Origin of the sequence: Pseudomonas koreensis (assembly GCF_025447595.1) — a bacterium.
GTDB lineage: Bacteria > Pseudomonadota > Gammaproteobacteria > Pseudomonadales > Pseudomonadaceae > Aquipseudomonas > Aquipseudomonas koreensis_H.
The window spans coordinates 190725-215474 of sequence record NZ_JAOEJU010000003.1 but is presented as its reverse complement, the minus strand read 5'-3'; the positions used below and the strand labels follow the sequence as shown (position 1 = coordinate 215474).

Below are 24750 nucleotides of genomic sequence, written 5' to 3'. Positions count from 1 at the left end.
AGAAACTCAGAGCGTGCGCATCAGCCAGTCGCGAAACGCCTTCAGCGACGCCAGCGACTCATTGCGCGCCGGGTACACCAGGTAATAGCTGCGCCGGCTGCTGATCGGTTCGCCGAGTTGCAGCAGCTCGCCGTTGTGCAACTCATCCTCCACCAGAATCCTCGGGACCAGCCCGATACCGATGTTGGCGCGTACGGCCTGGATCAGGTGCGAGGTCATCTCGAAACTCGGGCCGATGCGCATACTGCGATGGGGCAGGGCGTGATGGCTGAACCACTCGGACCAGGCCTGAGCATTGCTGCTGACGTTGAGCAGCAATTGCCCGGCGATGTCCTTGTCGGCCGCACGGCGTTCGGCATCGGACAGCTGCGTGCTGGCGATCACCACCAGTTCTTCGGTGTGCAGGCGGTGTGCTGTCAGCCCCGGCCAGTCGCCGCCACCGACGCAAATCGCCGCGTCGATTTCGCTGGTGTCGAAGTCGATGGTTTCGATGCGTGAATGCAGGTGCACCGTCATGCCGGGGTGCGCGGTGTAGAAATCCTTCAGGCGTGGCAGCAGCCATTTCGAGCCGAAGGTCGGCAAGGTCGCCAGGCGCAGGCTGTGAATCCCCGAGCCAAACGCCATGGCCTGCAACGTCGCGCTGCGGATCTGGCCGAGGGCCTCGGACAGTTCGCGCTGATACATGCGTCCGACGTCGGTAAGGATCACCCGCCGGCCTTCACGGCTGAACAGGCGCATGCCGAGCATCTTTTCCAGAATCTGCACCTGACGACTGACCGCGCTTTGGGTCAGCGACAGTTCGTGGGCGGCGCGGGTGTAGCTTTCATGGCGTGCGGCGGCTTCAAACGCCAGCAGCAACGACATCGAGGGAGTGAGGGTTCGCGGATTCATTCGTTTTAGTCATGGATTGCGGATCGATTTTACGGTTGTCCCGACATCACTCTGCACTGAACATAAGGCCTATGAGATGGCGGGAGCGTGACGTAATCATTCATTGCTTACAACTGTTCACCGCCACACGGCCCGTTTTTGACCGAGATTGCCCTTCCGATGATTGCCCAGCTGTCGCCTTCTACCGCGTTGAACACCGATTACCAGCAGTTTCTCAAAGCCCTTGAAACCGGCGGTTTTCGTGGCGAAATCAGTGCCGACTACGCCAGCCGCGTAGTGCTGGCCACGGACAACTCGATCTATCAGCGCTTGCCGCAAGCGGCGGTGTTTCCGCGCGACGCCGACGACGTGGCGCTGCTCGCGCGCCTGATCGCCGAACCGGCTTACCAGAAAGTGGTGATCACCCCTCGCGGTGGCGGCACTGGCACCAACGGCCAGTCGTTGACCGACGGCATCGTCGTCGACCTGTCGCGGCACATGAACCGAATCCTCGAAATCAACGTCGAACAGCGTTGGGTGCGGGTGCAGGCCGGTGTGGTGAAGGATCAACTCAACGCGGCACTAAAATCCGCCGGGCTGTTTTTCGCCCCGGAACTGTCGACCTCGAACCGCGCCACCGTCGGCGGCATGATCAACACCGACGCCAGCGGCCAGGGCAGTTGCACCTACGGCAAGACCCGCGACCATGTGCTGGAGCTGCACATGGTTCTGCGCGGTGGCGAGCGCTTGCACGGTCGTCCACTGGAAGAAAGCGAGCTGGCAGCGGAATGCGCCCGTGAGGGCCGGGCCGGCGAGGTGTATCGCTGCGCGCGGCAGATCATCGATGAGCAGGGCGAGTTGATCCGGGAAACCTTCCCCGACCTCAACCGTTGCCTGACCGGTTACGACCTGGCGCACCTGCGCGAGGCCGACAATCGTTTCAACCTCAACAGCGTGCTGTGCGGCGCAGAAGGTTCGCTGGGATTTGTGGTCGAGGCCAAACTCAACGTGTTGCCGATCCCCAAGCACACGATGCTGGTGAACATTCGCTACGCCGGCTTCATGGATGCCTTGCGCGATGCCCGCGCGCTGATGGCGCTCAAGCCGTTGTCGATCGAAACCGTCGACTCCAAAGTGCTGTTGCTGGCGATGCAGGACATCGTCTGGCACGGCGTCGCCGAATACTTCCCGGAAAGCGCCGAGCGGCCGACGCTGGGGATCAACCTGGTGGAATTCTGCGGCGACGATCCCGAGGAGCTGCAAGGCCGGGTCGAGGCTTTTGTCCAGCACCTGGGCACCGACGCCACGGTCGAGCGCCTGGGCCACACGCTGGCCGTCGGGCATGCGGCGGTGAATCGCGTCTACGGCATGCGCAAACGCGCGGTGGGCCTGCTCGGCAACGTCGCCGGTGAAGCGCGGCCGCAGCCGTTCGTCGAAGACACCGCCGTGCCGCCGCAACACCTGGCCGAGTACATCGCCGAGTTGCGCGACCTGCTCGACAGCCACCAATTGCAGTACGGCATGTTCGGCCACGTCGATGCCGGCGTGCTGCACGTGCGGCCGATTCTCGACATGAAGGATCCGCAACAAGCTGCACTGGTGCGCCCCGTTTCGGACGGCGTCGCCGCACTGACCCAGCGTTACGGCGGCCTGCTGTGGGGCGAGCACGGCAAAGGCCTGCGCTCGGAATACGCGCCGGCCTTCTTCGGCGCGTTGTACCCGGCGCTGCAAGCCTTGAAGGCAGCGTTCGATCCGTTCAACCAGTTCAACCCCGGCAAGATCGCCACACCGAATACTCCCGGCGCGGCATTGCTGAAGATCGACGAAGTGACCCTGCGCGGCGAGCTCGATCGGCAGATCGACGAAAAGGTCTGGCAGGACTACGGCGCGGCCATGCACTGCAACGGCAACGGCGCCTGCTACAACTTCGATCCTGACGATGCGATGTGCCCGTCGTGGAAAGCCACTCGCCAGCGTGCGCAATCGCCAAAGGGTCGTGCTTCGCTGATTCGCGAATGGCTGCGGTTGCAGGGCGAGGCGGGTGTTGATGTGTTGGCCGATGCCAGCCGCCGTCCGCCGTTCTTCAGCACGTTGCTGCAGCGCTGGCGCAACAGCCGTGCGCAGGAACAGGACTTCTCCCACGAGGTGTACGACGCCATGGCCGGCTGCCTGGCGTGCAAATCCTGCGCGGGGCAGTGCCCGGTGAAGGTCAACGTGCCGGACTTCCGCTCGCGGTTTCTCGAGCTGTACCACACCCGTTACCTGCGGCCGGCGCGGGATTATCTGATTGCCTCGCTGGAGTACACGATTCCGTACATGGCGCGGATTCCGTTGCTCTACAACGGCTTGATGGGCGCCTCGTTCAGCCGGCGCTTGATCGAGCGTCTTGGTGGCATGGTCGATGTGCCGTTGCTCAGTCGTTTCGATTTCCATGCGGCGATGCGCCGCTGGCAGGTTCAGCCGGCGTCGGTCGAGGTGTTGTCGGCGCTGACCCAGGCGCAACGCGAGCGTAGCGTGGTGCTGGTGCAGGATGCCTTCACCCGTTACTTCGAGGCGCCGCTGCTGGCGGATCTGATCGAGCTGATTTCGCGCCTCGGCTATCAGGTTTATCTGGCGCCGTTCAGTGCCAACGGCAAGCCGCTGCACGTGCAGGGTTTCTTGTCGGCGTTCAATCGCGCGGCGTTGCGCAATGCCGGGCAATTGCGCGCACTGGCCGAGATCGGCGTGCCGTTGGTGGGACTCGACCCGGCCATGACCCTGGTCTATCGCCAGGAATATTTGAAAGTGCCGGGGATGGAGAAATGCCCGGAGGTGGCGCTGGTGCAGGAGTGGTTGCTCAAGGTCATGCCGGAGCAGACCGATCAGCGCCGCAACGACAGCTTCCGCCTGCTGGCGCACTGCACCGAAAAAACCAACGCCCCGGCCGCGACCCGGCAATGGGAGCAGGTGTTCGAGCGTGTCGGCCTGAAGCTGGCGACCCAGGCCACCGGTTGTTGTGGCATGTCCGGCACTTACGGACACGAAGCGCGCAATCGCGAAACCTCGGCGGTGATCTACGAGCAATCCTGGGCGAAGCAGATCGAGGCGCCGGTGGAGAAGGGCGAGGCGCTGGCCACCGGTTACTCCTGCCGCAGTCAGGTCAAGCGCCAGGCCGATCAACTGCTGCGTCATCCGTTGCAGGTTGTGCTGGAAACCCTGCGTACAGCGTGATCGCTGGTTGAGAACCGCTAGCGATTGGATCGGTTTTTTGTGTTATAAGGTAACGCAAATTATGCGGCCGCTTTCGGGCGGTCGCATCGATCAACCTTTCGATTGCGATACCTCCATGACGATTGCGGTTTCCCGTTCTGCCCCCTCGGCGACTGGCCGGTTGCTGTCCATTGATGCGCTGCGTGGCCTGGTCATTCTGTTCATGTTGCTGGACCACGTGCGCGAAACCTTTCTGCTGCATCGTCAGGTGACCGACCCGATGGACATCGCCAGCACCGAGCCGGCGCTGTTCTTCAGCCGCACTTTGGCGCATCTGTGCGCGCCGGTGTTTGTGCTGCTGACCGGGTTGTCGGCGTGGCTGTTCGGCGAGAAGTACGACGGCAAAGCTGACGTCAGTGCCTTCCTGTTCAAGCGCGGACTGTTTCTGGTAGCGCTCGAATTCACCCTGGTGAATTTCGCCTGGACGTTCCAGCTGCCACCGACCGTGATCTATCTGCAAGTGATCTGGGCGATCGGCCTGAGCATGATCGCGCTGTCGCTGCTGGTCTGGCTGCCACGCTGGCTGCTGTTGACCCTGAGCCTGGCGATCATCGCCGGGCACAACCTGCTCGACGGACTGCACTTCGCAACCGAGTCGGCACTGCACGTGCCGTGGGCGATCCTGCATGACCGCGGCTGGATCGAGGTGGGCGAGACCTTGCGTCTGCGCACCTCGTACCCGCTGTTGCCGTGGATCGGCGTGATCGGTCTGGGTTACGCGCTGGGGCCGTGGTTCGGCCGCGCTGCCGATGCAGGCGTGCGCCAGCGCCGCTTGTTGATCGGTGGTGTCGCCGGGCTGCTGGGGTTTGTGGCACTGCGGCTGGTCAACGGTTATGGCGAGAAGTACTGGGCCTTCGGTGACAGCGGTCTGCAAACCCTGATGAGCTTTTTCAACATCACCAAATACCCGCCGTCGCTGTTGTTCATCACCTTGACGGTGAGTGTGGGGCTGCTGCTGTTGCTGGTGTTCGAGCGTGCGCAGGATCGGCGCTGGATTCGCTGGCTGACGGTGTTCGGTTCGGCGCCGATGTTTTTCTACCTGCTGCACCTGTATGCGCTGAAGATGTTGTACCTGATTGGCGTGGCGTTGTTCGGGCTCAATCAGGGCACCTATTTCGGTTTCTCGTCGGTGACGGCGGTGTGGCTGGCGGCGATGGTGCTGGCGGTTGCGCTGTTCCCGGCGGTGCGCTGGTTCTCCGCACTGAAGGCCCGGCGACGGGACATCGCCTGGTTGAAGTATCTGTAACTAGCCCGTTTTACCCTCGCGAACGTTGCGGGCAAAGTCGATGAAAGCCTTGAGCGGCGCCGGTACATGGCGCCGACTCGGGTAGTACAAATGCAGGCCAGGATAGTACGGACACCAGTCCGCCAGCACCTGTACCAGCCGCCCGCTTGCCAAGTGCTCGCGGGCCATGTCCTCGAATACATAGGCCAGTCCCAGGCCCTGCAACGCCGGGCCGATCATCAGGCTGACATCGCCCAGGGTCAGCGGGCCGTTGACCTCGATTTCCTGTTCTATACCACCCCGTTCGAATTCCCAGCGATACATCGAACCGCTCGGGAACCGATGTCGGATGCAGGGAAGGGCATGCAAATCTTCAGGTTTTTGTGGTGCGGGATGTCGTTCGAAAAAGCCGGGTGAGCCGACCACCACCGAGCGCAGATTCGGTCCGATGGGCAACGACACCATGTCCGCCTCCAACCGATTGCCGAAACGTACGCCTGCATCGAATCCGGCGGCGACGATATCAAGCAGCGCATCGCTTTCGACCACTTCCAGGCGGATGTCCGGATAGGCCTGCAGAAATGCTCCGGCAATCGGCAGCAGCACCAGTTCGCATGCCTGACGCCCGGCAGTGATGCGCAGATTGCCGGAAGGTTTGTCGCGAAAGTGGTTGAGGTCTTCGAGGGCGTCGTCGATGTCGCGAAACGCCGGTTTCAGCCGCGCATATAACCGCTCACCAGCCTCGGTCAGCGCCACGCTGCGGGTGGTGCGATTGAACAGGCGTACGCCGAGGCGATTTTCCAGCGCTCGCAATGAATGGCTCAATGCCGACGGTGTCAGGCCCAGATCCACCGCCGCACGGCTGAAATTCAAATGCTGGGCAATGCACAGAAAGATCGACAGATCCGCCGTGGAAGGGTTTTTCATTTGTGAACACCTTTCACAAAGTCATGCAAATTTGTTGGGATTATCACATCAGTAGCACGGCTTTAAAGTCGACTCAACTCATCAAGAAGGCCCGGCAATCTCGCCAGGGTCACCGACAGGAGGAGTTGATATGCGTACCTGGCTGATTACCGGAGCTTCCCGTGGTTTTGGCACCCTTATCGCCGAGCAGGCCCTGCGTGCCGGTGACGCGGTGATTGCCACCGCCCGCAACCCGCAAGACATCACCGACCGCCTCGGCGATCACCCGAATCTGCTGGCCGTGCGGCTGGACGTCACCCGCGAAGAGGAAGCCCACCAAGCAGTGGCAGAAGGCATCAAGCGTTTCGGTCGCATCGACGTGCTGATCAACAATGCCGGTTTCGGCGTGTTGGGCGCCGTTGAAGAAACCAGCGCCAGCGAAACCGAGCGCCTGTTCGCCACCAACGTGTTCGGTCTGCTCAACGTCACCCGCGCTGTCCTGCCGCACATGCGCGCCCGGCGCAGCGGGCGGGTCATCAACATCTCGTCGATTGGTGGTTATCAGGCGTACATGGGTTGGGGTGTCTACGGCTCGACCAAATTCGCGGTAGAAGGCATCAGCGAAGCACTGCATCAGGAACTGGCACCGCTTGGCATTCATGCCACGGTGGTCGAACCGGGGTTCTTCCGCACCGACTTCCTCGACGAACAGTCGCTGATCAAGACCGCACTGGTTCTGCCGGACTATGACGAAACCGTCGGCAAGATGCGCACGTTTGCCGAAGCGGCCAACCACGCGCAACCGGGTGATCCGCTGAAGTTTGCCGAAGCGATGCTGGTGCTGGTGAACGCGCCGAACCCCCCGCAACGGCTGGCTTTGGGTAGCGACACGATTGTGCGAATCGAAGCGAAGAACCGCGTGGTGGCGCAGGAGTTGGCCGAGTGGAATGAGCTGGCGCTGTCCACGGATTTCAAGGACTGACACAAAAACTGTGGGAGCGAGCCTGCTCGCGATGTCGGCCTGACATTCAACATCAATGTTGATTGTGAAGGTGTCATCGCGAGCAAGCTCGCTCCCACTTGGTTTTTGGGCTATTGGATTATTTGCGATCCAGCCACACCGTCTGCGCATTGCAGAACTCACGCACGCCGAAGTGCGACAGCTCACGGCCGAAACCGCTTTTTTTCACGCCGCCAAAGGTCACGCGCGGATCGCTCGCGGAGTAGCCGTTGATGAACACGCCGCCGGTTTCCAGTTCGCTGGTCAGTTGCTGGGCCAGGGCGACGTTGGCGGTATAGATCGTGGCGGTCAGACCGAACTCGCTGTCGTTGGCCAGTGCCACGGCGTGAGCGCAATCGCGGGCGGTGATGATCGATGCTACCGGGCCGAACAGTTCCTGCTTGAACGAGGTCATGCGGTCGGTGACGTCGGCCAGTACGGTCGGCTCGTAGTAGTTGCCCGGCCCCTGGGCCTTGCCGCCGCCGAGCAGCAGGGTGGCGCCTTCTTCGAGGGTGTCGCGCACTTGTTGGTCGAGTTCGTCACGCAGGTCGAAACGGGCCATCGGGCCGATGTAGTTGTCGGCGGACAACGGATCGCCCATCTTCAACTGGCGGGTAGCTTCGACGAATTTGCGGGTGAATTCTTCGACCACGCCTTCTTCGATGATCAGGCGTTTGGCGGCGGCACAGACCTGCCCGGAGTTCTGGTAACGGCCGATCACCGCCGCTTGCACAGCTTCATCGATATCGGCGTCGTTGAGCACGATGAACGGATCGGAGCCGCCCAGTTCCAGTACGCATTTCTTCAGCGCGGCACCGGCCTGTGCGCCGATGGCCATGCCGGCGCGGACGCTGCCGGTCAGGGTTACGGCGGCAATACGCGGGTCAGCAATGGCGCTGGACACGCCTTCCGGGGTGACGTTGATCACTTCAAACACGCCATCGGCAAAACCGGCGCGGGTGAAGGCGTCGCGCAGCAGATAGGCGCTGCCCATCACGTTCGGTGCGTGCTTGAGCACGTAGGTGTTGCCGGCGATCAGTGCCGGAACGGCGCCGCGCAGTACTTGCCAGATCGGGAAGTTCCACGGCATCACGGCGAGGATCGGGCCGAGCGGACGGTATTCGATGCGCGCCTTGCCGCCTTCGACCAGGGTCGCCTCGGCGTTGAGCATGGCCGGGCCGTGTTCGGCGTACCACTCGCAGAGCTTGGCGCATTTCTCGATTTCGCCACGGGCCTGGGCGATCGGCTTGCCCATTTCCCGGGTGATCATGGTCGCCATGGCTTCGCTGCTGTCACGCAGCGCACCGGCCAGCGCGGTCAAGGCGCGGGAGCGGTCTTGCAGTGGCTTGCGTTTCCACTTGCCGAAACCGAACGCGGCACGGGTCAGCGCGGCGTCGAGCGCTTCGGCGGATTCGAAAGCGTAGTGACCGATCTGCTCGCCGGTGGCGGGGTTGATCGAGATGGCGTGGGTCTGGCTGGAAATCGGGCTCATGGCATCGTCCTGCGAGGTCAGTGGATGTGCTCAGAGTAGGCTGGTGTTTTTTTTCTGGAAACTGAATAATAAAGAGCGTTTCTTTCACGATTGGAGAATGAATATGGATCTGGTGCAACTGGAAATCTTCAAGGCCGTTGCCGAGCACGGCAGCATCAGTGCTGCGGCGGCGCAGATCCATCGCGTGCCGTCGAACCTGACGACCCGCATCAAGCAATTGGAAGAAGATCTGGGCGTCGACCTGTTCATCCGCGAGAAAAGCCGCTTGCGCCTGTCGCCGGCCGGCTGGAGTTTTCTTGAATACGCGCGGCGGATTCTCGACCTGGTACAGGAAGCGCGAGCCACGGTGGCCGGCGAGGAGCCGCAAGGCGCATTCCCGCTGGGCTCGCTGGAGAGCACGGCGGCGGTACGCATTCCCGGTTTGCTGGCGACCTATAACCAGCAACATCCGAAGGTCGATCTGGACCTGTCGACCGGCCCGTCCGGGACAATGATCGACGGTGTGCTTTCCGGTCGCCTGGCGGCCGCGTTCGTCGACGGCCCGGTCTTGCACCCGGCGCTGGAAGGCATTCCGGCGTTTGAAGAGGAGATGGTCATCATCTCGCCGCTTCATCATGGGCCGATCCAGCGCGCCGCAGACGTGAATGGCGAGAACATCTATGCGTTCCGCTCTAATTGCTCCTATCGCCATCACTTCGAAAAATGGTTTAGCACCGACGCTGCGGTACCGGGCAAGATTTTTGAAATGGAGTCCTATCACGGCATGCTCGCCTGTGTCAGCGCAGGTGCCGGTCTGGCTTTGATGCCGCGCAGCATGCTGCAGAGCATGCCCGGTTGCGCGACGGTGAGTGTCTGGCCGCTGACGTCGGATTTCCGCTATCTGACGACGTGGCTGGTATGGCGGCGGGGCACGGTGTCGCGCAGTCTGAGCATGTTTGTGCGCTTGCTTGAGGAGCGCGGCGTGGTGCGTGCAAATGACCCGGTCGCGTGATCCGACTGTTTGAAACCTGTGCTTCAAGCGTTTGTGGGGCTTGGACTTAAGTCGTGCTGGCAAAAATCAAGGCTAAAGGCCATCATCGCTCCGGTCTTTTCAGTAGCGAGCCAAGGGAATGTTGCACGCCTTCAACCAAGGAAAAAGCTCTCTGTACAGACGTTACCTCGGACATCGCGAAGTCGGAGAGAAACGTGTCTGCGCAGAAGACGAAATCACCGCCCTGATCATGGGCCCTCTGGATTACCTGCCTGCCGAAGCCGCTGGTCTTTTCTGGCGCAGCCTGATTGAACGAGGTCGTCACATTGTCCATCCGGCGTTTCCAGCGGGGCCGGTAGAAAGCGCGCGGATGCGTTTTTGGCCACGCAAGGGAATAGAGCCGGACCTGGTGGTCGACTTGGGTTGGCCTAACGGTGAGCGGCGCATTCTATTGATCGAATTCAAATGGGAAGCGCCGTTGAGTGGCAAAGACCAATTGCACCGTCAATGGCAGGAGTTCCTGACGCCCGCTGAGCGGAAGGTCGCTTATCACCTCTTTATCGCCCCCGAAATCAGTGCGGGTCTCAACGCGCTGAGTGAGCAGGACGTCTGGAGCGGTCAATTGATACTCCACTCCTGGCTCGGTGTGCTGCACATTGTGCGGAGCATGAGTGTGTCAGGATTCACCGGACTGGAGATGTGGAAGTCCCAAGTGGCGTGTTTTCTTGGCAAGCTCGGGATTTTCCGGTTTCAAGGATTCGATTCACTTTCAGCTCCCCCGGTAGTGGCAAGCTCAACGGTGTTCTGGAGTCCGTTGAATGGATTCACCAAGCTGCAGCCCCCCACCATTCCTTCACTGGATAACCCGTCATCCTCCTGTTTTTGGAATCCTGCATCATGAACAATCCTTCCAGCATCGGTAAGGCGATTACCGAGAACATTCGATTCGTGTCCAGGTTGGGTGCGGAATGTGATCATCTGGCCAAGTTGATCCGGGAGGAAGTGAGCAGCGCGCTGCTGGCGCCCGACATTGCCCAGCGCTACCGGGCAGGTGGCGAATGGATCGAAACATTCGCCAATGATGAACACGGTTGGGTCTACACCGAGATGGGTTTCTCCCTGCCGGTGATTGTTAAACCGAAGCGTTCTGTCGGTGGCTATATCGTGGTGCAAATCAGTCTCACGGGGGCAGGGATCGAGGCGAAAGATAATCACGAACCGTTGGTCCATATCGGCTGGTGGGGAGCACCGATCGATTTTGAAGAGTTTCTCATGTCATTCCCGATCGGGCTCGACAGCGGATTCAACCTCACGCTCGAAGGCGATCGGCAGTTTCATTGGGCTCATTCTCAGTATGACAATGAGTGGACCTATAGCCTGTACCTGGCCGAGATCAACAGTCCGGCGGATGTTCAGGCATCCATTGTCAAGCCGTTGAAAGCTTTGTTGCTGGGGCATGATGCAGCGAAGACACTCGCTGGTACACGTGCAGTGCGTTACGAGAAAGTCGGTGATGAGGGCCAATACCGGGTTCTGCCTCGTTGAAATCCGTAGATGCCCGGACGGCTACGGGCATCCTTTATCGCACCAGAGCCGAGGATACGGATATGCATCGCCAACAGTATTTGCACAGCGTCAGCGACTTCATTGACTGGTTCGCCAGCCATCTCGACCATGCGTCCCTTTTTGCTCATTCATACATTGATCGGCGGGCAGACAGCACGCTGAAGTTCTCCACGTTGTTTGATGCCTGCGAGCGGTACCACTGGAAACATAAAGGCGCATTCGCAGCGCCGGCAGGCTCATGCCTGCAAAGCAACGATGTTGCGCTGAACTCGCTTCGCAATGCCCTGCAACGGGGGATCAACTCGGGAAACGACAGCCAGACGCTCGAAGCCAGCATTGAGGTGATGGCGTGGGGTGGTGTGCAGGCGGGAAATGTCCGTTGGTTGGCAGCAAATGCCAAAGGACTTGCGCAGACGATCGCTTCGGTCTGCGCCGCGCTGGCCAGCGATAATTTGAGCCACCCGTTACTGAACGGTCATCAGCCATTGCGTTTCAATGCGGGCATGACCAAGGTCTACTCGTTGCTGGTTAATGACTTCATCATCTACGACAGTCGCGTCGCGGCGGCGCTGGGATGGATTGTCGTGAAGTACTGCCAGGACAGAAAGTTATCGGCCGTGCCCAGAGAGCTTGCTTTTCCTTGGGCTCCGGCCAAGGAGGGTGCAACGGCGCGGCTCCCGAAAAACCGCGACCCTGGCCTGGGCAACTATCACTTTCCGCGCTTGATCTCCGGCGAGCTGCATGCAATCTGGAATCTGAAGGCTGGCTGGATACTCGCCGAGGTATTGGCGGGTGCTGCGCACAATTCGTTCGAAAACACTTCCAGCGTACCTGCGCTTCGGCAGCTGGAGGCGGCTTTGTTCATGATTGGTTATGACTTGCCTCTGAACGGTCACCGACTCCGTGAGGGCGCTGAATTGAATGTCAGCCCTGAAGGAGACTGGACGGAGTGCTACACGGTAGCGAAGGGCAAGCTGTTTCATTATCGGATCGAGTTGGCCGGAATTCGCCTCCAGGACGGTCGCTTTTTTCCGCTGGACGTCATCAATCGAATGCTGGGGATTCTGATCGAACGGTTCGGTGCGGGTGCGTTCCCGTTGGCTAACAGTGCGACAGGCGTTCGCGCCAGAAAAAGCCGTCACGGAATCGGCACCGCCTATTTTCAGGCGACTGACGAACGGGGAAATCCCCCTGCATCCAGCGCACTCGCGGCGGTGTTGCATGAGCTGGGGGTGTTCAGCTGCATTCCGGGCCGGCACGAGCCATGGACCCTGAACTTCAGTGAGTTCGTGCAAGCTGAACGGATCGATATGGCGGCGCTGCTCAAGGGTGAAGTCGAGAAACAGGATGGCCTTTAAGCGCTGGTCGCAAGGATCATTGGCGTTTCATTCTGTGATGAGTGCAGTCGTACAAGTCCACGTCTATCGCTTTGTTATGGGATATCGCAATATACATTCCTATATAGCGACTGCGTCTGCTGGATGCCGAGAGGAGTAAGGGATGAGTGCCACTTTGAGCGGGAAAGAAGCGGTAGGTGAGCGTTTTGTGCTGGAAACCATGCGCCATGCCCAGCAATTGACCTGGAAGGCGGTGGATGAGATCGCCAAGGTGATCAGACCCGGTATGCGTGAATCCGAAGCCCATGCACGGGGCAAGGAAATCCTCGTCGAACTGGGCATGGACCGGATCTGGCATCCGCTGCTGATCCGCTTCGGCGCCAACACGTTGAAGACCTTCAAGGAGCGTTCCGACGGCGATCCGGTCCTGGGCGAAAGCGACATTTTCTTCATCGACATGGGCGTGGTTTGGGAAGGCCACGAAGGCGATGCCGGGGCGACGTTCGTTACCGGTTCCGATCCGCAAATGATCGCCTGTGCGGCGGCCTCCAAAGAGCTTTTCGACAAGGTCGAGGCCTTCTGGCGTCAGGGCGTGACCGGTGTCGAACTGTACCGTTACGCCACCGATCAGGCTGAGGCCATGGGCTGGAAGCTGAACCTGGATATCAAGGGGCACCGGGTCAGCGATTTTCCTCACGCGATTTATCGCGGTGGCAATCTCGGTGACTTCGATCAGGCTCCGAATGCCGGAGTCTGGATTCTGGAAATCCAGATCGAACACCCCGAGCTTCCGTACGGTGCGTTCTATGAGGACTTGTTGATCTAGAGTCAGGGGGGGCAATGTTCATTCAGGTGCAGCGCTATAGTTGTAACTACATAGCGCTTGCTCCGATGATGTGCGCCGTTTCCTAACTCCAAAGTCAAAAAAAAGGACGTCCATCATGAAAGTCAGTGCCCGCAACGTTTTTAAAGGTCAGGTCAGCCAGGTTCAGGAAGGCTCGGTCAATGCGGAAGTCGTATTGACCCTGCCGGGCGGCGAGAAGCTGGTTGCGGTCGTGACCCTGGCGAGCCTCAAAAGCCTGGGCATCGCGGTGGGCAAAGAAGCCGTGGCCTTGGTCAAGGCGCCTTGGGTGATGCTGATGACCGAATCCAGCGACATTCGCCTGTCGGCCCGCAACTGCCTGCAAGGCAAGGTGCTGAGCGTGACCGATGGCGCCGTCAACGCTGAAGTGGTGATCGAGCTGGCTGGCGGTTCGAAAGTTTATTCGATCGTGACCCGCGACGCGGTGAACGAACTGGGTCTGGCGGCGGGCGTCAGCGCGACGGCAGTGATCAAGGCTTCGCACATCATTCTGGGTGTGCCGGCCTGATCAAACCCGTGACTCGAAAAAATGCCCGGTTCGGTGATTTGCCGAACCGGGCATTTTTTATTGGCCGTCGATGCTGCGAGGCAAATCGAGTGGATTGGCATCGCGCAACACTTGCGGCAGCAACGCATCGGGAAAGCCCTGATACGCCACGGGCCGCAAAAAGCGCTCTATCGAGGTCATGCCGACCGAGGTGAAGCGGCTGTCCGAGGTGGCCGGAAACGGCCCGCCATGTACGGTGGCGAAAGTCACTTCCTGCGGATGGGCGAAAGCGTTGACCACAATGCGTCCGGTGCGGCGCTCGAGGATCGGCAGCAGACGCCGGGCCAGATCCAGATCGCGGTCTTCAAGGTGAATGGCTGCGCTGAGCTGACCCTTGAATGAACGGGCAACTGCCAGTAACTCTTCCTCATCGTTGACCGCCACCAACAATGCCGCCGGGCCGAACACTTCATGGGCCAGCGCCGGTTCGGTGAGCAGGCGTTGACCGTCAACTTCCAGCAACGCCGGGCGCCCCTCAAACTGACCCTGCGCCGGCGCGCCGACCGCCACCCGATTTGCCCCCAGGCTTTCCATTGCCGCCAGTCCGTTGACGTATGAACCGTGAATGCCCGGCGTCAGCATCGTACGCGCCGGCGCTTCGCTGACCCGCTTGATCATGGCGCTACGTAGCGCTTGCAGACCTTCGCCTTCGACCGCAATCAGAATCGACGGACACAGACAGGCCTGACCGACGTTGACCAGCATCCGCTCGATAAATCCGTCGCCGATCTTGTCGCCACGTGCGGACAGCGCTGCGGGCAAGATGAACGTCGGATTGACGCTGGTCATTTCGGTGAAAACCGGAATCGGATCAGGCCGCAACTGCGCGCGACGATAAAGCGCCATGCCGCCCACCTCCGAACCCGTGAACGTCACCGCTTTAATCAAAGGATGATCGACCAGTGCCTCACCGATCGCATTACCGCCACCGCGCACCATGGAGAAAACCCCTTCGTGCAAACCATGCATCTGCACCGCTTTACGGATGGCGCGAGCCTGGATTTCCGAGGCCCCGGGATGCGCGTTATGCGCCTTGAGAATCACCGTCGCACCGGCCGCGAGTGCCGATGCGGTGTCGCCGCCGGCCACCGAATAGGAGATCGGAAAATTGCTCGCACCGAAAATTGCCACCGGGCCGATGGCGACTTTCTGCAAGCGATGATCCATCCGCGGACGTGGCTGGCGATCAGGTTGCGCCGGGTCGATGGCCAGTTGCAGGAAGCGCCCCTTGCGCACCACCTCGGCGAACTGACGGAACTGGGTCGCGGCCCGGGCGGCTTCGCCCTCGAGCTGCGCCTGAGGCAGACCGGTTTCAAGTGCGGTGCGGGCTGCAAGCTCCTCGCGCACGGCGTCGAGGTTGTCGGCGATGCTTTCCAGAAACGCCGCACGTTCGGCCAGCGAAGTGTGGCTGTAGCTGTCGAACGCCGCGTCGGCGAGGGTTGCCGCCTGATCGACTTGCTTTGCACCGCCGAAGGCGAATTCCGGTTCGATCAGCGTATTGGTTGCCGGATTCAGCGCCTTCATCGTGCCCTCGGAAGCGGGCACCTCAGCGGCGCCGATCAGCAGGTGGCCGGTCAGACTCATTTCGCGTCACCTTGCGACTGAAGGTTGGCGATCAGTTCGTTCGTGGTGGTGATGACATGGGCGAACGTCGGGCCGTTGAGTTCGTGGGCGGCGTGCATCATTTCCTCTTTGAATGCGGCGGTAGCGTCGCGCACCAGCGTGACGTGATAGCCGAGTTCCGAGGCATAACGGGCGGTGGCTTCGATGCAGGTATTGGCCAGCAGGCCGACGATGATCACGTGGGTGATGCCTAGCTGCTTCAGGCGAAAATCCAGGTCGGTATTGGCGAATCCACTGGACCCCCAGTGCTCCTGAACCACGATGTCGCCGTCCTTCGGCGCAAAATCCGGGTGCCATTCACCGCCCCATTCGCCGCGCGCAAAGTGGTGCATGTGCATGATCTTGCATTGGGTCGGGCTTGGGTTATCCCAGTTCTCGTAGTCGCCTTTGACCCAGCGGTGATGGGGTACGATGACGACCGGAATCGGCAGGGCCCGCACGGCGTGATCGAGTTTGCGCAGGTTGTCGAGCAGGCCGTTCTGCTCGGCCATTGGCTTGATCAGCGGAAAGATCTTGCCGCCGTCGGAGAGAAAATCGTTGTACGGATCGACCAGCAGGTAGGCGGTTCTGTCGAGCGGATAGAGAGGTTTCGACATGACGATGTACTCCGGCAATGAGAGTGATCGATGCTCAGGGCTTGTTCCCGCATCGTGTTGATATGATAATCATAGTAACTGTGAAAGAGGCAAGCCCTGATGGCTGTAAACGATAGTCTTCCCGATACGCTGTGCCCGATTTCCCGGGCCGAGTCGATCGTCGGCGACCGCTGGACGGTGCTGGTTTTGCGCGAATTGTTCATGGGCAGCCATCGTTACGACGAGATCCTGGCCCAGACCGGCGGTACGCCGCAGATGGTTGCCGCCCGTCTGAAAAGCCTGGAGGCGGACGGGCTGGTCGAGCGCCGCTTGTACAACGAGCGGCCGAAACGCTACGAGTACCACCTCACCGCAAAAGGCGAGGCGTTTTACCCGGTGGTGATTGCGTTACGCGCCTGGGGCGAAACCTGGTGCAAGTCGTCGGAGGAAGGGCTGGCCGTGAACATGACCCACAAGACCTGCAACCACAGCGCGGGCCTTGGGCCGTTGTGCGATCACTGCGGTGAAGTGTTGCGTCGTGAGGATCTGATCAGCCAGCCGCAGGAGGCATACGCCGCCGAACGACAGGCGCGGCGTGAGGCTTTCAAAAACAAATGACCGGCATCACGGGGTGCCGTTGCGTCCGTGCAACCGGTAAGCGGGGCGCTGGCTCAAACGTTCGTAATAAGCGCTCACCGCCGGCAAGTGCGGATGTTCCAGCGGCGTCTCGAACCAGCGATTGACCGACAGGCCGATCGGGATGTCGGCGAGGGAAAACTGCTCGCCGCTGACATAGGCGCCGGTCTTTTGCAGCTGCCGGTCGAGAATCTCCATGTGCCTTGTCCACTCCCGGCAACCGGCCGCAAGAGCAACGCTGTCCTGATGCGCGGGTGACTTGCGTACCAGCGACATGAACGCGTAAGACCAGGACTTGTTCAACTCCGAAGCCTGCCAGTCGATCCATTGATCCACCCGCGCTCGGGCGCGTGCCTCGATTGGGTAAAGTTGTTCGCCGGCATAACGCGACGCCAGATAGCGAATGATCGAGTTCGACTCCCACAGCGTGAAGTCATCGTCCTGAATCACCGGCACCATCGCGCAGGGATTGAGTGCGAGGAACTCCGGCGTCGACGTCGATTGAAAACCTGAGCCCCAGTCCTCGCGTTCGAAGGGAAGGTTCAGTTCAGCACAGGCCCACAGCACTTTGCGCACGTTGATCGATGAGGCTTTGCCCAGAATTCGCAGCATTGGATTTCCATCTCCGGTTGTCGTCGGGCGTAAAGAAATAGCACAACGCAAAGCAGAAGGCCCGCACAGGGCGGACCTTGGTGGTGCATCGAGTCAATCTCAGAGACTGCCCGCCAGTTTCCCGGATGTCAGCCGCCGACGATAAGCACTGTCACGACTGGCCAGCCAGAAATACAGCGGCGAAGTCACCAGCAATCCAACCACCCACGAAAGGTCCGCGCCGTTGATGTGCGCCGACACCGGCCCGACATACAGCGGCGTGTTCATGAACGGAATCTGCACCGCGATGCCGATCGCATACGCCAGCAAGGCTTGCGGGTTGTAACGGCCGTAGATGCCGCCGTCGACTTTGAAGATCGAGTCGATGTCGTACTTGCCTTTGTGAATGGCGTAGAAGTCGATCAGGTTGATCGCCGTCCACGGCACCAGCACCACCAGCAGCACCAGCACCATGTCGACGAAGTGGCCGATGAAGTCTGACGAGGCGCCGACCGCAGCGAAGCAGCAAGCCAGCAGGACGATGATCGAAATCACCGCGCGGCTTTTGGCAGTCGGAATCCAGCGGTAGGCGAAGGTCTGCACCAGGGTGATCAGCGACAGCACCGCGCCGTACAGGTTGAGCGCGTTATGGCTGATCACGCTGAGCAGGAACAGCACCAGCATCAACGGGCCGATGGCGCCGGTGGCGAGTTTCACCGCGTCCATGGTGTCCATGCCCACCGGGGTTGCCAGCACGGCGACGGCCCCGAACACGAATGACAGGCTCGAACCCAGCGCCGAACCTAGATAGGTCGTCCAGAAAGTTGCCGCCACCGGCACATTCGCCGGCAGGTAGCGCGAGTAATCCGAGACGTAAGGCGCAAACGCGATCTGCCACAGTGCCGCCAGCGACACCGTCGCAAGCCAGCCCGAGATGTTGAAGCTACCGCGAGTGAGGAAATCATCGGTCTGGATGTGGGTGAGGATGTAGCCGAATCCGACCACGATGCCGATCCCCAGCACCCAGGTGCCGATGCGGTTGAGCACGTGGATGAAGCGGTAACCGATGATGCCGATGATCCCCGAGCCCAGCGCACCGATCACGATGCCCACTGGCACCGGAACGCTGTCGACCACGCCATGCAGGGACTTGCCGGCGAGCACGATGTTGGAGGCAAAGAAACCGATGTACATGACGCCGGCAATCAGCACCACCAACAGCGCGCCGAGGGAGCCGAACTGCGCACGGCTCTGGATCATCTGCGGAATGCCCATCTGCGGGCCCTGCGCCGAGTGCAGCGCCATCAGCACACCGCCGACCAGGTGGCCGACCAGAATGGCGACGATGCCCCACACCAGATTCAGGTGAAACAGCTGCACGCCGAGGGCGCCGGTGACGATGGGCAACGGCGCGATGTTGCCGCCGAACCAGAGGGTGAACAGATCCCGAACCTTTCCGTGGCGATCTTCGGGCGGCACATAGCCGATCGTGTGTTTTTCAATAAGCGGTGCGGACGTTGTTGCAGAGGTGGCCATGACGAACTCCAAGGCAAGGACGAGTACGTGGACGTACTTCAGTGAGCGCCGGCACGGACGGCGCATTTCTTGTTGGGATTGATCATGGGCAAGGAAAGGGGAGAGATAAATTAGTAGTTTTGTTGCTTCAGGCGTTAAAAAAACGAAGCTCTCCGGTCAGCTGGAAACGCTCTGTTTCGGGTGTTTCAGCGCCATGAGCGACAACGCAGCTGACCTCCATTGGAGCAGCTGTCGGTCGGTGTTATTGCGGCTCGGCTGCGGATTTGAATCCGGCAGCCAGACCGTTTTTTAAAGGCGAATAGACGCCAGCATCCGTTGTAGCATCGCATCGCAGGCCGTGAGCTGATCGACGCTGACGAACTCGTCCGGCTTGTGGCCCTGATCCATACTGCCGGGGCCGCACACCACCGTGGGAATCCCCACCGCGTCGAACAAACCGCCTTCAGTGCCGAACGCCACAGTACCGAAATCGTCCGAGCCACAGAACCTGGCGATCAGTTCCGCAGCCTGGCTTCGGGCATCCGTCGCCAGCCCCGGATACGCCGACAATTCGCTGAAGCGGATATCGCTCTGCTCACTGACCGCCCGCATGCGCGGCAGCATCTGCTGCTCGGCGTAAACCTTGAGTTGCTGGGCGACGACAGCCGGATCCTGCGACGGCAGGGCGCGGATTTCGAAGTCGAAACGGCAATCGGCAGGGACGATATTCAATGCCTTTCCACCACTGATCACACCGGTTTGCACCGTGGAAAACGGCGGGTCGAAACGCGGGTCGAGGTGTTCATCCTTGAGTTGCCGACCGATGCGCCCCAACTCGCCGATCAGCTCGGCGGCGCATTCGATGGCGTTCACTCCAAGCGGCGCGTAGGCCGAGTGACAGGCGTGGCCCTGGACATCACAGCGCATCGCCAGTTTGCCCTTGTGCCCGAGCACCGGTTTGAGTTCGGTCGGCTCGCCGATGATGCACAGCAGCGGTTTGACCGGACGTTGCTCCAGCACCTTTAGCAACGAGCGCACGCCGAGACAGCCGACCTCTTCGTCATAGGACAGGGCAATGTGCACCGGCAGGCGCAACGGCGCTTCGATCAACGACGGCACCAGTGCGAGCACGCAGGCGATGTAGCCCTTCATGTCCGCCGTGCCGCGACCGTAAAGCTTGCCGTCGCGCTCACTGAGTTCGAACGGCGGCAGCGTCCACGGTTGGCCATCGGCCGGTACCACATCGGTATGACCCGACAGCACGATGCCTGGCTGATGCGACGGGCCTATCGTGGCGAACAGGTTGGCCTTGCTGCGCTCATCGTTGTAGATCAACTCGCACGGCACATCGAAACCTTCGAGGAAGCTGCGTACGAAGTCGATCAATTGCAGGTTGGACTCGCGGCTGGTGGTATCGAACCCCACCAGCGTCTTGAGCAACGCGACGCTGTCGCTCATCGGTCGTCTCCGGCAACTCCGTAGCCCGGCGCCTTGGCCGGATCGAGGGCGCGGTCGATGTAGTCCTGCAGCTGCGGGCGATAGGCGTCCCAGAGTTTTTGCAATTGACCGATCGGGTCTTCATCGGCCCAGTCCACCCGCAGGTTGACGATGGGCCAGGTCAGTTCACCGACCACGACCACGGCTGCCGAATGCACCGGGCCTGCTTCACCGCCCAGGGCCTGGGCGGCGTGCAGGGCCTTGATCAGGCGATCGGCCAATTGACCTTCGCCTTCTTCGAACGCGCTGACCATGGCTTCGATCACTGAGCGCCCGGCGAGCATGTTGCCCGCCGCCACGCACTGCTCGCCGGACACGGCGTTGTGCACGCCCAGAGTTTGCGCACCGCTGAAATGCGCGGTCTGGCCGAGGTGATTGATGGCCGTGATCTGCCGGTACTGGCTGTAGCCGTTACGGGTCAACACCTTGTCCAGCGCCGCCTCGGGCGCCAGGCCTTGCTCCATCAAGGCGAGCACTTCCGGGCCGAGCGACGGCAGGGTGATGTTCTGGCTCGACACCGCGCCGACACCCGGCAGCAGCCACGGGCAGCGGGCGCCGACGGCGATGCTGGAAGAGCTGATGGCGATGCCGAACTGACCGGTTTCGGGGCAACGGGCGGCGATGGAAAATGTCATGTCTTTACTCCTTGTTTGTCTGAGCTGGCCTCATCGCGAGCAGGCTCGCTCCCACATTTGGAACGCATTTCCCTGTGGGAGTGAGCCTGCTCGCGATGGCCGCGACTCGGTCTGCCGACTTATTCAGGGATCACGGCCACCACATCGATTTCCATCAGCCACTGCGGCTGACCCAGTGCCGACACCACCAGCCCGGTGGAAATCGGGAACACGCCCTTCAGCCATTTGCCGACTTCCTGATACACCGGCTCGCGGTAGCGCGGGTCAATCAGGTAAGTGGTGGTCTTGACGATATGGCTCAGGTCGCTGCCGGCCTCTTCGAGCAGTTGCTTGACGTTGCGCATCGCCTGTTCGGTCTGCGCACGTGGGTCGCCGAGGCCGACCAGTTCACCGTCGAAATTGGTCCCGACCTGACCACGGACATACACGGTGTTGCCGGCACGCACGGCCTGGCACAAATCGTTGTCCAGGGTCTGGTTCGGGTAAGTGTCCTTGGTGTTGAACATGCGGATGCGGGTGTGGGTTGGCTGACTCATGTGCGGCTCCTGACGAAATCGAACCCGGCGCGACAGGCGCCGGTATGGAAGAGGGAAATCAAGCGTCGACGGTGTCGACAGCGTTGTTGTGCAGCGCGGTTTCGCGTTGTTCGGCATCGCGATAAGCGAGGTATTTGCGCTGGGTGGCGATGTGATCGGCCACGTGTTTGGCGTCATGCCACACGCCCCAGATGAACGACGAGCCGCGTCGCGACTGCCACGGCAGACCGAGGAAATACACGCCCGCTTCGCTGGACACGCCGCGCTGGTGTTGCGGCTTGCCGTTGTCGTCGAACGCGGCGACTTTCAGCCACGAATAGTCCACGGCAAACCCGGTGGCCCAGATGATCGAGGTGATGCCGGCGGCGGCCAGATCGAGATCGGCCAGCGGGTTTTTCACACATTCAGGATCCGGATACGTTTCACGGGCTTCCGGTTCCAGCGGCAGATCGAGGCCGTTGCGTTCGATGTAGGCGTCGGCGGCATCCAGCAGCGCGAGGTAGTTCTCGTCGCCACGCTTGAGGTTGTCGCGCAGGTCCTGTTTGAAGGTCACCACGCCGTCGCTGAACGATTCGGTGACGCCGACCAGGGTCATGCCGCGATGGGCCAGGCCACGGAAATCGATGGTGCGACCGCCGTGGGCGCCGCTGACGGCGATGGTCACGTGCTCGCGGCCGGGTTTCATCGCGGCCTGATCCCACTCGCCGAGCACGCCGAGCCACCAGCAGAAATCACGATTGCGGTAAGCACGAGGAGGGCGGTCATGGGCGCCGACCGAGAGGTAAACCTGCTTGCCCGAGCGCTGCAATTCATCGGCAATCTGCACGCCCGACGAACCGGCACCGACCACCAGCACTGCGCCGGCCGGCAGTTGTTGCGGGTTGCGGTAGTCGGCCGAGTGAATCTGCAACAGGCGTTCATCCTTCGGCGCAATGGCCGGGATCACCGGACGCTGGAACGGGCCAGTCGCAGCGACAACCCGGGCGGCTTCGATCACGCCTTCGGATGTCTCGACGGTGAAGCCCGGACGACCGACATTGCGCACCACGCTCTTCACGTCCACGCCGGTGCGGATCGGCGCGTTGAATTTCTTCGCATAGGCTTCGAAGTAATCGGCGACGCGCTCCTTGTGGGCGAAACCGTCCGGATCGACGTCATCGAATTCCATCCCCGGAAACCGGTCGTGCCACGCCGGACCGTTGGCCACCAGCGAATCCCAGCGCCCGGTGCGCCAGCGTTCGGCAACGCGGTTGCGCTCCAGCACCAGGTGCGGCACTCCGAGTTTGCTCAGGTGTTCACTCATGGCCACACCCGCTTGACCGGCGCCGACAACAAGCGTGTCTGTTTTTATTATTTCAGTGGTCATCTCTGATCCCTTCTCACGAGGCCGTTGGATTCAGGTCGCTGTCGACCTGTTCTCTGTGCTTGGGATCAGACTAGGGAGGGGGTGGTTATCGGTAAAATATTATTAAGCTGGCATGTGAAGATAAAAACGTGATGCAGAGGCCTGAAAGGCCCGTAAATACGGGGTTTCGTCCTGGCACCATAATCTGGGACAAGGAAAAAAAGGACCGCCGACAGGGTTGTCGACGGCCCTTTTCAAGGCGCGTTCAGATCAGCAGGACTCAGCGATCGAGAAACGCCAGCAGGTCTTCATTCAATTGCTGTGCATGGGTGACCGCAAAGCCGTGTGGCGCGCCTGCGTAGACTTTCAACTCGGCGCCCTTGATCTGCGCGGCCGCTTGTTTGCCGGTAGTCTCGAACGGAACGATCTGGTCGCCATCGCCGTGAATCACCAACGTCGGCACATCGATTTTCGCCATGTCCGGGCGGAAGTCGGTTTCCGAGAATGCGGTGACGCAATCCACAGTGCCTTTGAGCGAGGCCAGCAGGGCGATGTTCAGGGTTTGCGTCAGCACGCCATCGGAGACTTTCTGGCCCTGATTGGTGCCATAGAACGGGGCGTTGAAGTCAGCGATGAACTGCGCGCGGTCCTTCAGCAGGCCGGCCTTGATCCCGTCGAATACCGACTTGTCGACGCCTTCGGCAAAGTCCGGTTTCTGCCCGAACAGCGGGGTTACCGCGCCCAGCAACACCAGTCCGGCGACGCGCTCGCTGCCGTGGCGTGCAATGTAACGGCTGACATCGCCGCCGCCCATGGAGAAGCCGACCAAGGTCACGTCACGCAGATCCAGGTGTTCGATCAGTTGCGCGATGTCATCGGCGAAGGTGTCGTAGTCGTAACCGGTCCACGGCTGATCGGAACGGCCGAAACCGCGACGGTCGAAGGCGATGGTGCGATAGCCACGGCTGCTCAGGTATTCCATCTGGTATTCCCACATGTCAGCGTCCAGTGGCCAGCCGTGGCTGAACAGCACGGGCTTGCCGCTGCCCCAGTCCTTGAAATAGATCTCGGTGCCGTCTTGGGTCTGGAATGTGCTCATGAAAACTCCTTGGGTATGGGCCTGCGTGGATGCCGTGATGGCAGCGTTCACTATCGCGACAACGGGCATTGGCCACTTGTACGCAGGTGCTAAGTTTCGTGGTGCAAGCGTTAACGGTTTGGCGGCATGAGTTGTAAGATGCAACCGCATTGAACCTGCCGTTTTGCCGGAGATACCCGAAATGAAGCGCAAAAGCCTTGCGGGCAATACCTGCCCGATCGCCCGGACACTCGACCTGATCGGTGACTGGTGGTCGCTGCTGATCATCCGCGATGCGCTGGAAGGCATTTGTCGTTTCAGCGATTTCGAGAAGAGCCTGGAGATTGCCAAGAACATGCTGAGCACCCGGCTCAAAGGGCTGGTGGAGCGCGACATCCTGCACCTGGTGCCGGCGTCCGATGGCAGCGCTTACAAGGAGTACGTGCTGACTGAAAAGGGCCGGGCGTTGCAAACTGTGATCGTTGCGTTGTCGCAGTGGGGTGGGGAGTTCATGTTCGAGCCTGGCGAACCCGGGTCGGTGATGGTCGATGCGCAAAAGCGCCAGCCGATCAAAAAACTTGAGCTGCTGTCGGCCGATGGTCGCCATTTGGCGCCGGAAGATATCGCGACAACTTCGACTGCTTACTGACACCTGCGTCAGACGAAAAAAAAGCGCCCCGACGTTCTGTTCGGGG

Annotated in this window: 23 protein-coding genes; 11 read left to right on the top strand and 12 right to left on the bottom strand. The window is 60.8% G+C overall.

Annotated features, from left to right (window positions below; translation table 11 throughout):
* Positions 1-6 precede the first annotated feature (6 nt).
* A complete protein-coding gene (locus tag N8H71_RS06690; RefSeq protein WP_262193380.1) occupies positions 7-891 on the bottom strand; it encodes a LysR substrate-binding domain-containing protein in 885 nt (294 codons plus the stop codon).
* 159 nt (positions 892-1050) lie between these two features.
* On the opposite strand from N8H71_RS06690, the gene ydiJ reads away from it, so the two are divergent.
* Both ydiJ and N8H71_RS06680 read left to right on the top strand, forming a co-directional pair.
* A complete protein-coding gene (ydiJ, locus tag N8H71_RS06685) occupies positions 1051-4080 on the top strand; it encodes a D-2-hydroxyglutarate dehydrogenase YdiJ (RefSeq protein ID WP_262193379.1) in 3030 nt (1009 codons plus the stop codon).
* Positions 4081-4195: 115 nt separating this feature from the next.
* Complete coding sequence (locus tag N8H71_RS06680) at positions 4196-5365, top strand: DUF1624 domain-containing protein (RefSeq protein ID WP_262193492.1); 1170 nt, start codon at positions 4196-4198, stop codon at positions 5363-5365.
* Here the strand turns inward: N8H71_RS06680 and N8H71_RS06675 are convergent, their stop codons facing one another.
* Complete coding sequence (locus N8H71_RS06675) at positions 5366-6271, bottom strand: LysR family transcriptional regulator (protein WP_262193378.1); 906 nt, start codon at positions 6269-6271, stop codon at positions 5366-5368.
* 130 nt (positions 6272-6401) lie between these two features.
* Between N8H71_RS06675 and N8H71_RS06670 the strand changes: the two genes are divergently transcribed.
* Positions 6402-7232, top strand: coding sequence for an oxidoreductase (locus N8H71_RS06670; protein ID WP_262193377.1), 831 nt, complete (start codon positions 6402-6404; stop codon positions 7230-7232).
* A gap of 118 nt (positions 7233-7350) precedes the next feature.
* Here N8H71_RS06670 and N8H71_RS06665 read toward each other — a convergent pair whose 3' ends face one another.
* Positions 7351-8742: an aldehyde dehydrogenase family protein gene (locus N8H71_RS06665; RefSeq protein ID WP_262193376.1), complete on the bottom strand. Its 1392-nt coding sequence runs from the start codon at positions 8740-8742 to the stop codon at positions 7351-7353.
* Between the two features lie 103 nt (positions 8743-8845).
* On the opposite strand from N8H71_RS06665, the gene ptrR reads away from it, so the two are divergent.
* The 6 genes from ptrR to N8H71_RS06635 all read left to right on the top strand — a co-directional run bounded on the left by ptrR (position 8846) and on the right by N8H71_RS06635 (position 13985).
* Positions 8846-9733 (top strand): putrescine utilization regulator PtrR, encoded by an 888-nt coding sequence (ptrR, locus tag N8H71_RS06660; protein ID WP_262193491.1) that lies wholly within the window; start codon positions 8846-8848, stop codon positions 9731-9733.
* A 118-nt stretch (positions 9734-9851) separates the two neighbouring features.
* The gene (locus N8H71_RS06655; protein WP_262193375.1) at positions 9852-10613 is read left to right on the top strand and encodes a hypothetical protein; all 762 of its coding nucleotides are present in this window, start codon (positions 9852-9854) and stop codon (positions 10611-10613) included.
* Positions 10610-11257, top strand: coding sequence for a hypothetical protein (locus tag N8H71_RS06650; RefSeq protein ID WP_262193374.1), 648 nt, complete (start codon positions 10610-10612; stop codon positions 11255-11257). Before N8H71_RS06655 ends, N8H71_RS06650 begins: the two co-directional genes overlap by 4 nt.
* Positions 11258-11319: 62 nt before the next feature.
* Positions 11320-12636: a hypothetical protein gene (locus N8H71_RS06645; RefSeq protein ID WP_262193373.1), complete on the top strand. Its 1317-nt coding sequence runs from the start codon at positions 11320-11322 to the stop codon at positions 12634-12636.
* Positions 12637-12778: 142 nt separating this feature from the next.
* Entirely contained in the window at positions 12779-13441 is a 663-nt protein-coding gene (locus N8H71_RS06640; protein WP_262193372.1) for a M24 family metallopeptidase, read from the top strand.
* A gap of 115 nt (positions 13442-13556) precedes the next feature.
* On the top strand, positions 13557-13985 hold the full coding sequence (locus tag N8H71_RS06635) for a TOBE domain-containing protein (RefSeq protein ID WP_007950468.1): 429 nt from the start codon (positions 13557-13559) through the stop codon (positions 13983-13985).
* Between the two features lie 57 nt (positions 13986-14042).
* Here N8H71_RS06635 and N8H71_RS06630 read toward each other — a convergent pair whose 3' ends face one another.
* Both N8H71_RS06630 and N8H71_RS06625 read right to left on the bottom strand, forming a co-directional pair.
* Complete coding sequence (locus N8H71_RS06630) at positions 14043-15608, bottom strand: aldehyde dehydrogenase (NADP(+)) (RefSeq protein WP_262193371.1); 1566 nt, start codon at positions 15606-15608, stop codon at positions 14043-14045.
* The gene (locus N8H71_RS06625) at positions 15605-16243 is read right to left on the bottom strand and encodes an isochorismatase family cysteine hydrolase (RefSeq protein ID WP_262193370.1); all 639 of its coding nucleotides are present in this window, start codon (positions 16241-16243) and stop codon (positions 15605-15607) included. The genes N8H71_RS06630 and N8H71_RS06625 overlap by 4 nt, the downstream gene beginning before the upstream one ends.
* Before the next feature lie 99 nt (positions 16244-16342).
* Here N8H71_RS06625 and N8H71_RS06620 point away from each other — a divergent pair, with 99 nt between their 5' ends.
* A complete protein-coding gene (locus N8H71_RS06620; RefSeq protein WP_262193369.1) occupies positions 16343-16840 on the top strand; it encodes a winged helix-turn-helix transcriptional regulator in 498 nt (165 codons plus the stop codon).
* A 6-nt stretch (positions 16841-16846) separates the two neighbouring features.
* Here N8H71_RS06620 and N8H71_RS06615 read toward each other — a convergent pair whose 3' ends face one another.
* From N8H71_RS06615 to N8H71_RS06585, 7 genes are all read right to left on the bottom strand, one after another.
* On the bottom strand, positions 16847-17470 hold the full coding sequence (locus tag N8H71_RS06615; protein ID WP_262193368.1) for a glutathione S-transferase family protein: 624 nt from the start codon (positions 17468-17470) through the stop codon (positions 16847-16849).
* A 99-nt stretch (positions 17471-17569) separates the two neighbouring features.
* On the bottom strand, positions 17570-18985 hold the full coding sequence (locus N8H71_RS06610) for a purine-cytosine permease family protein (RefSeq protein ID WP_262193367.1): 1416 nt from the start codon (positions 18983-18985) through the stop codon (positions 17570-17572).
* 288 nt (positions 18986-19273) lie between these two features.
* Entirely contained in the window at positions 19274-20422 is a 1149-nt protein-coding gene (argE, locus tag N8H71_RS06605) for an acetylornithine deacetylase (protein WP_262193366.1), read from the bottom strand.
* Positions 20419-21096 (bottom strand): DUF1028 domain-containing protein, encoded by a 678-nt coding sequence (locus N8H71_RS06600; RefSeq protein WP_039766940.1) that lies wholly within the window; start codon positions 21094-21096, stop codon positions 20419-20421. The genes argE and N8H71_RS06600 overlap by 4 nt, the downstream gene beginning before the upstream one ends.
* Positions 21097-21215: 119 nt before the next feature.
* Positions 21216-21632 carry a RidA family protein gene (locus N8H71_RS06595; RefSeq protein WP_007950460.1) on the bottom strand — a complete coding sequence of 139 codons (417 nt, stop codon included), beginning with the start codon at positions 21630-21632 and terminating at the stop codon, positions 21216-21218.
* A gap of 58 nt (positions 21633-21690) precedes the next feature.
* Positions 21691-22998 (bottom strand): flavin-containing monooxygenase, encoded by a 1308-nt coding sequence (locus N8H71_RS06590; RefSeq protein WP_262193365.1) that lies wholly within the window; start codon positions 22996-22998, stop codon positions 21691-21693.
* Between the two features lie 259 nt (positions 22999-23257).
* On the bottom strand, positions 23258-24076 hold the full coding sequence (locus N8H71_RS06585; protein ID WP_262193364.1) for an alpha/beta fold hydrolase: 819 nt from the start codon (positions 24074-24076) through the stop codon (positions 23258-23260).
* A gap of 181 nt (positions 24077-24257) precedes the next feature.
* Here N8H71_RS06585 and N8H71_RS06580 point away from each other — a divergent pair, with 181 nt between their 5' ends.
* Complete coding sequence (locus N8H71_RS06580) at positions 24258-24704, top strand: winged helix-turn-helix transcriptional regulator (protein ID WP_262193363.1); 447 nt, start codon at positions 24258-24260, stop codon at positions 24702-24704.
* Positions 24705-24750: the final 46 nt, after the last annotated feature.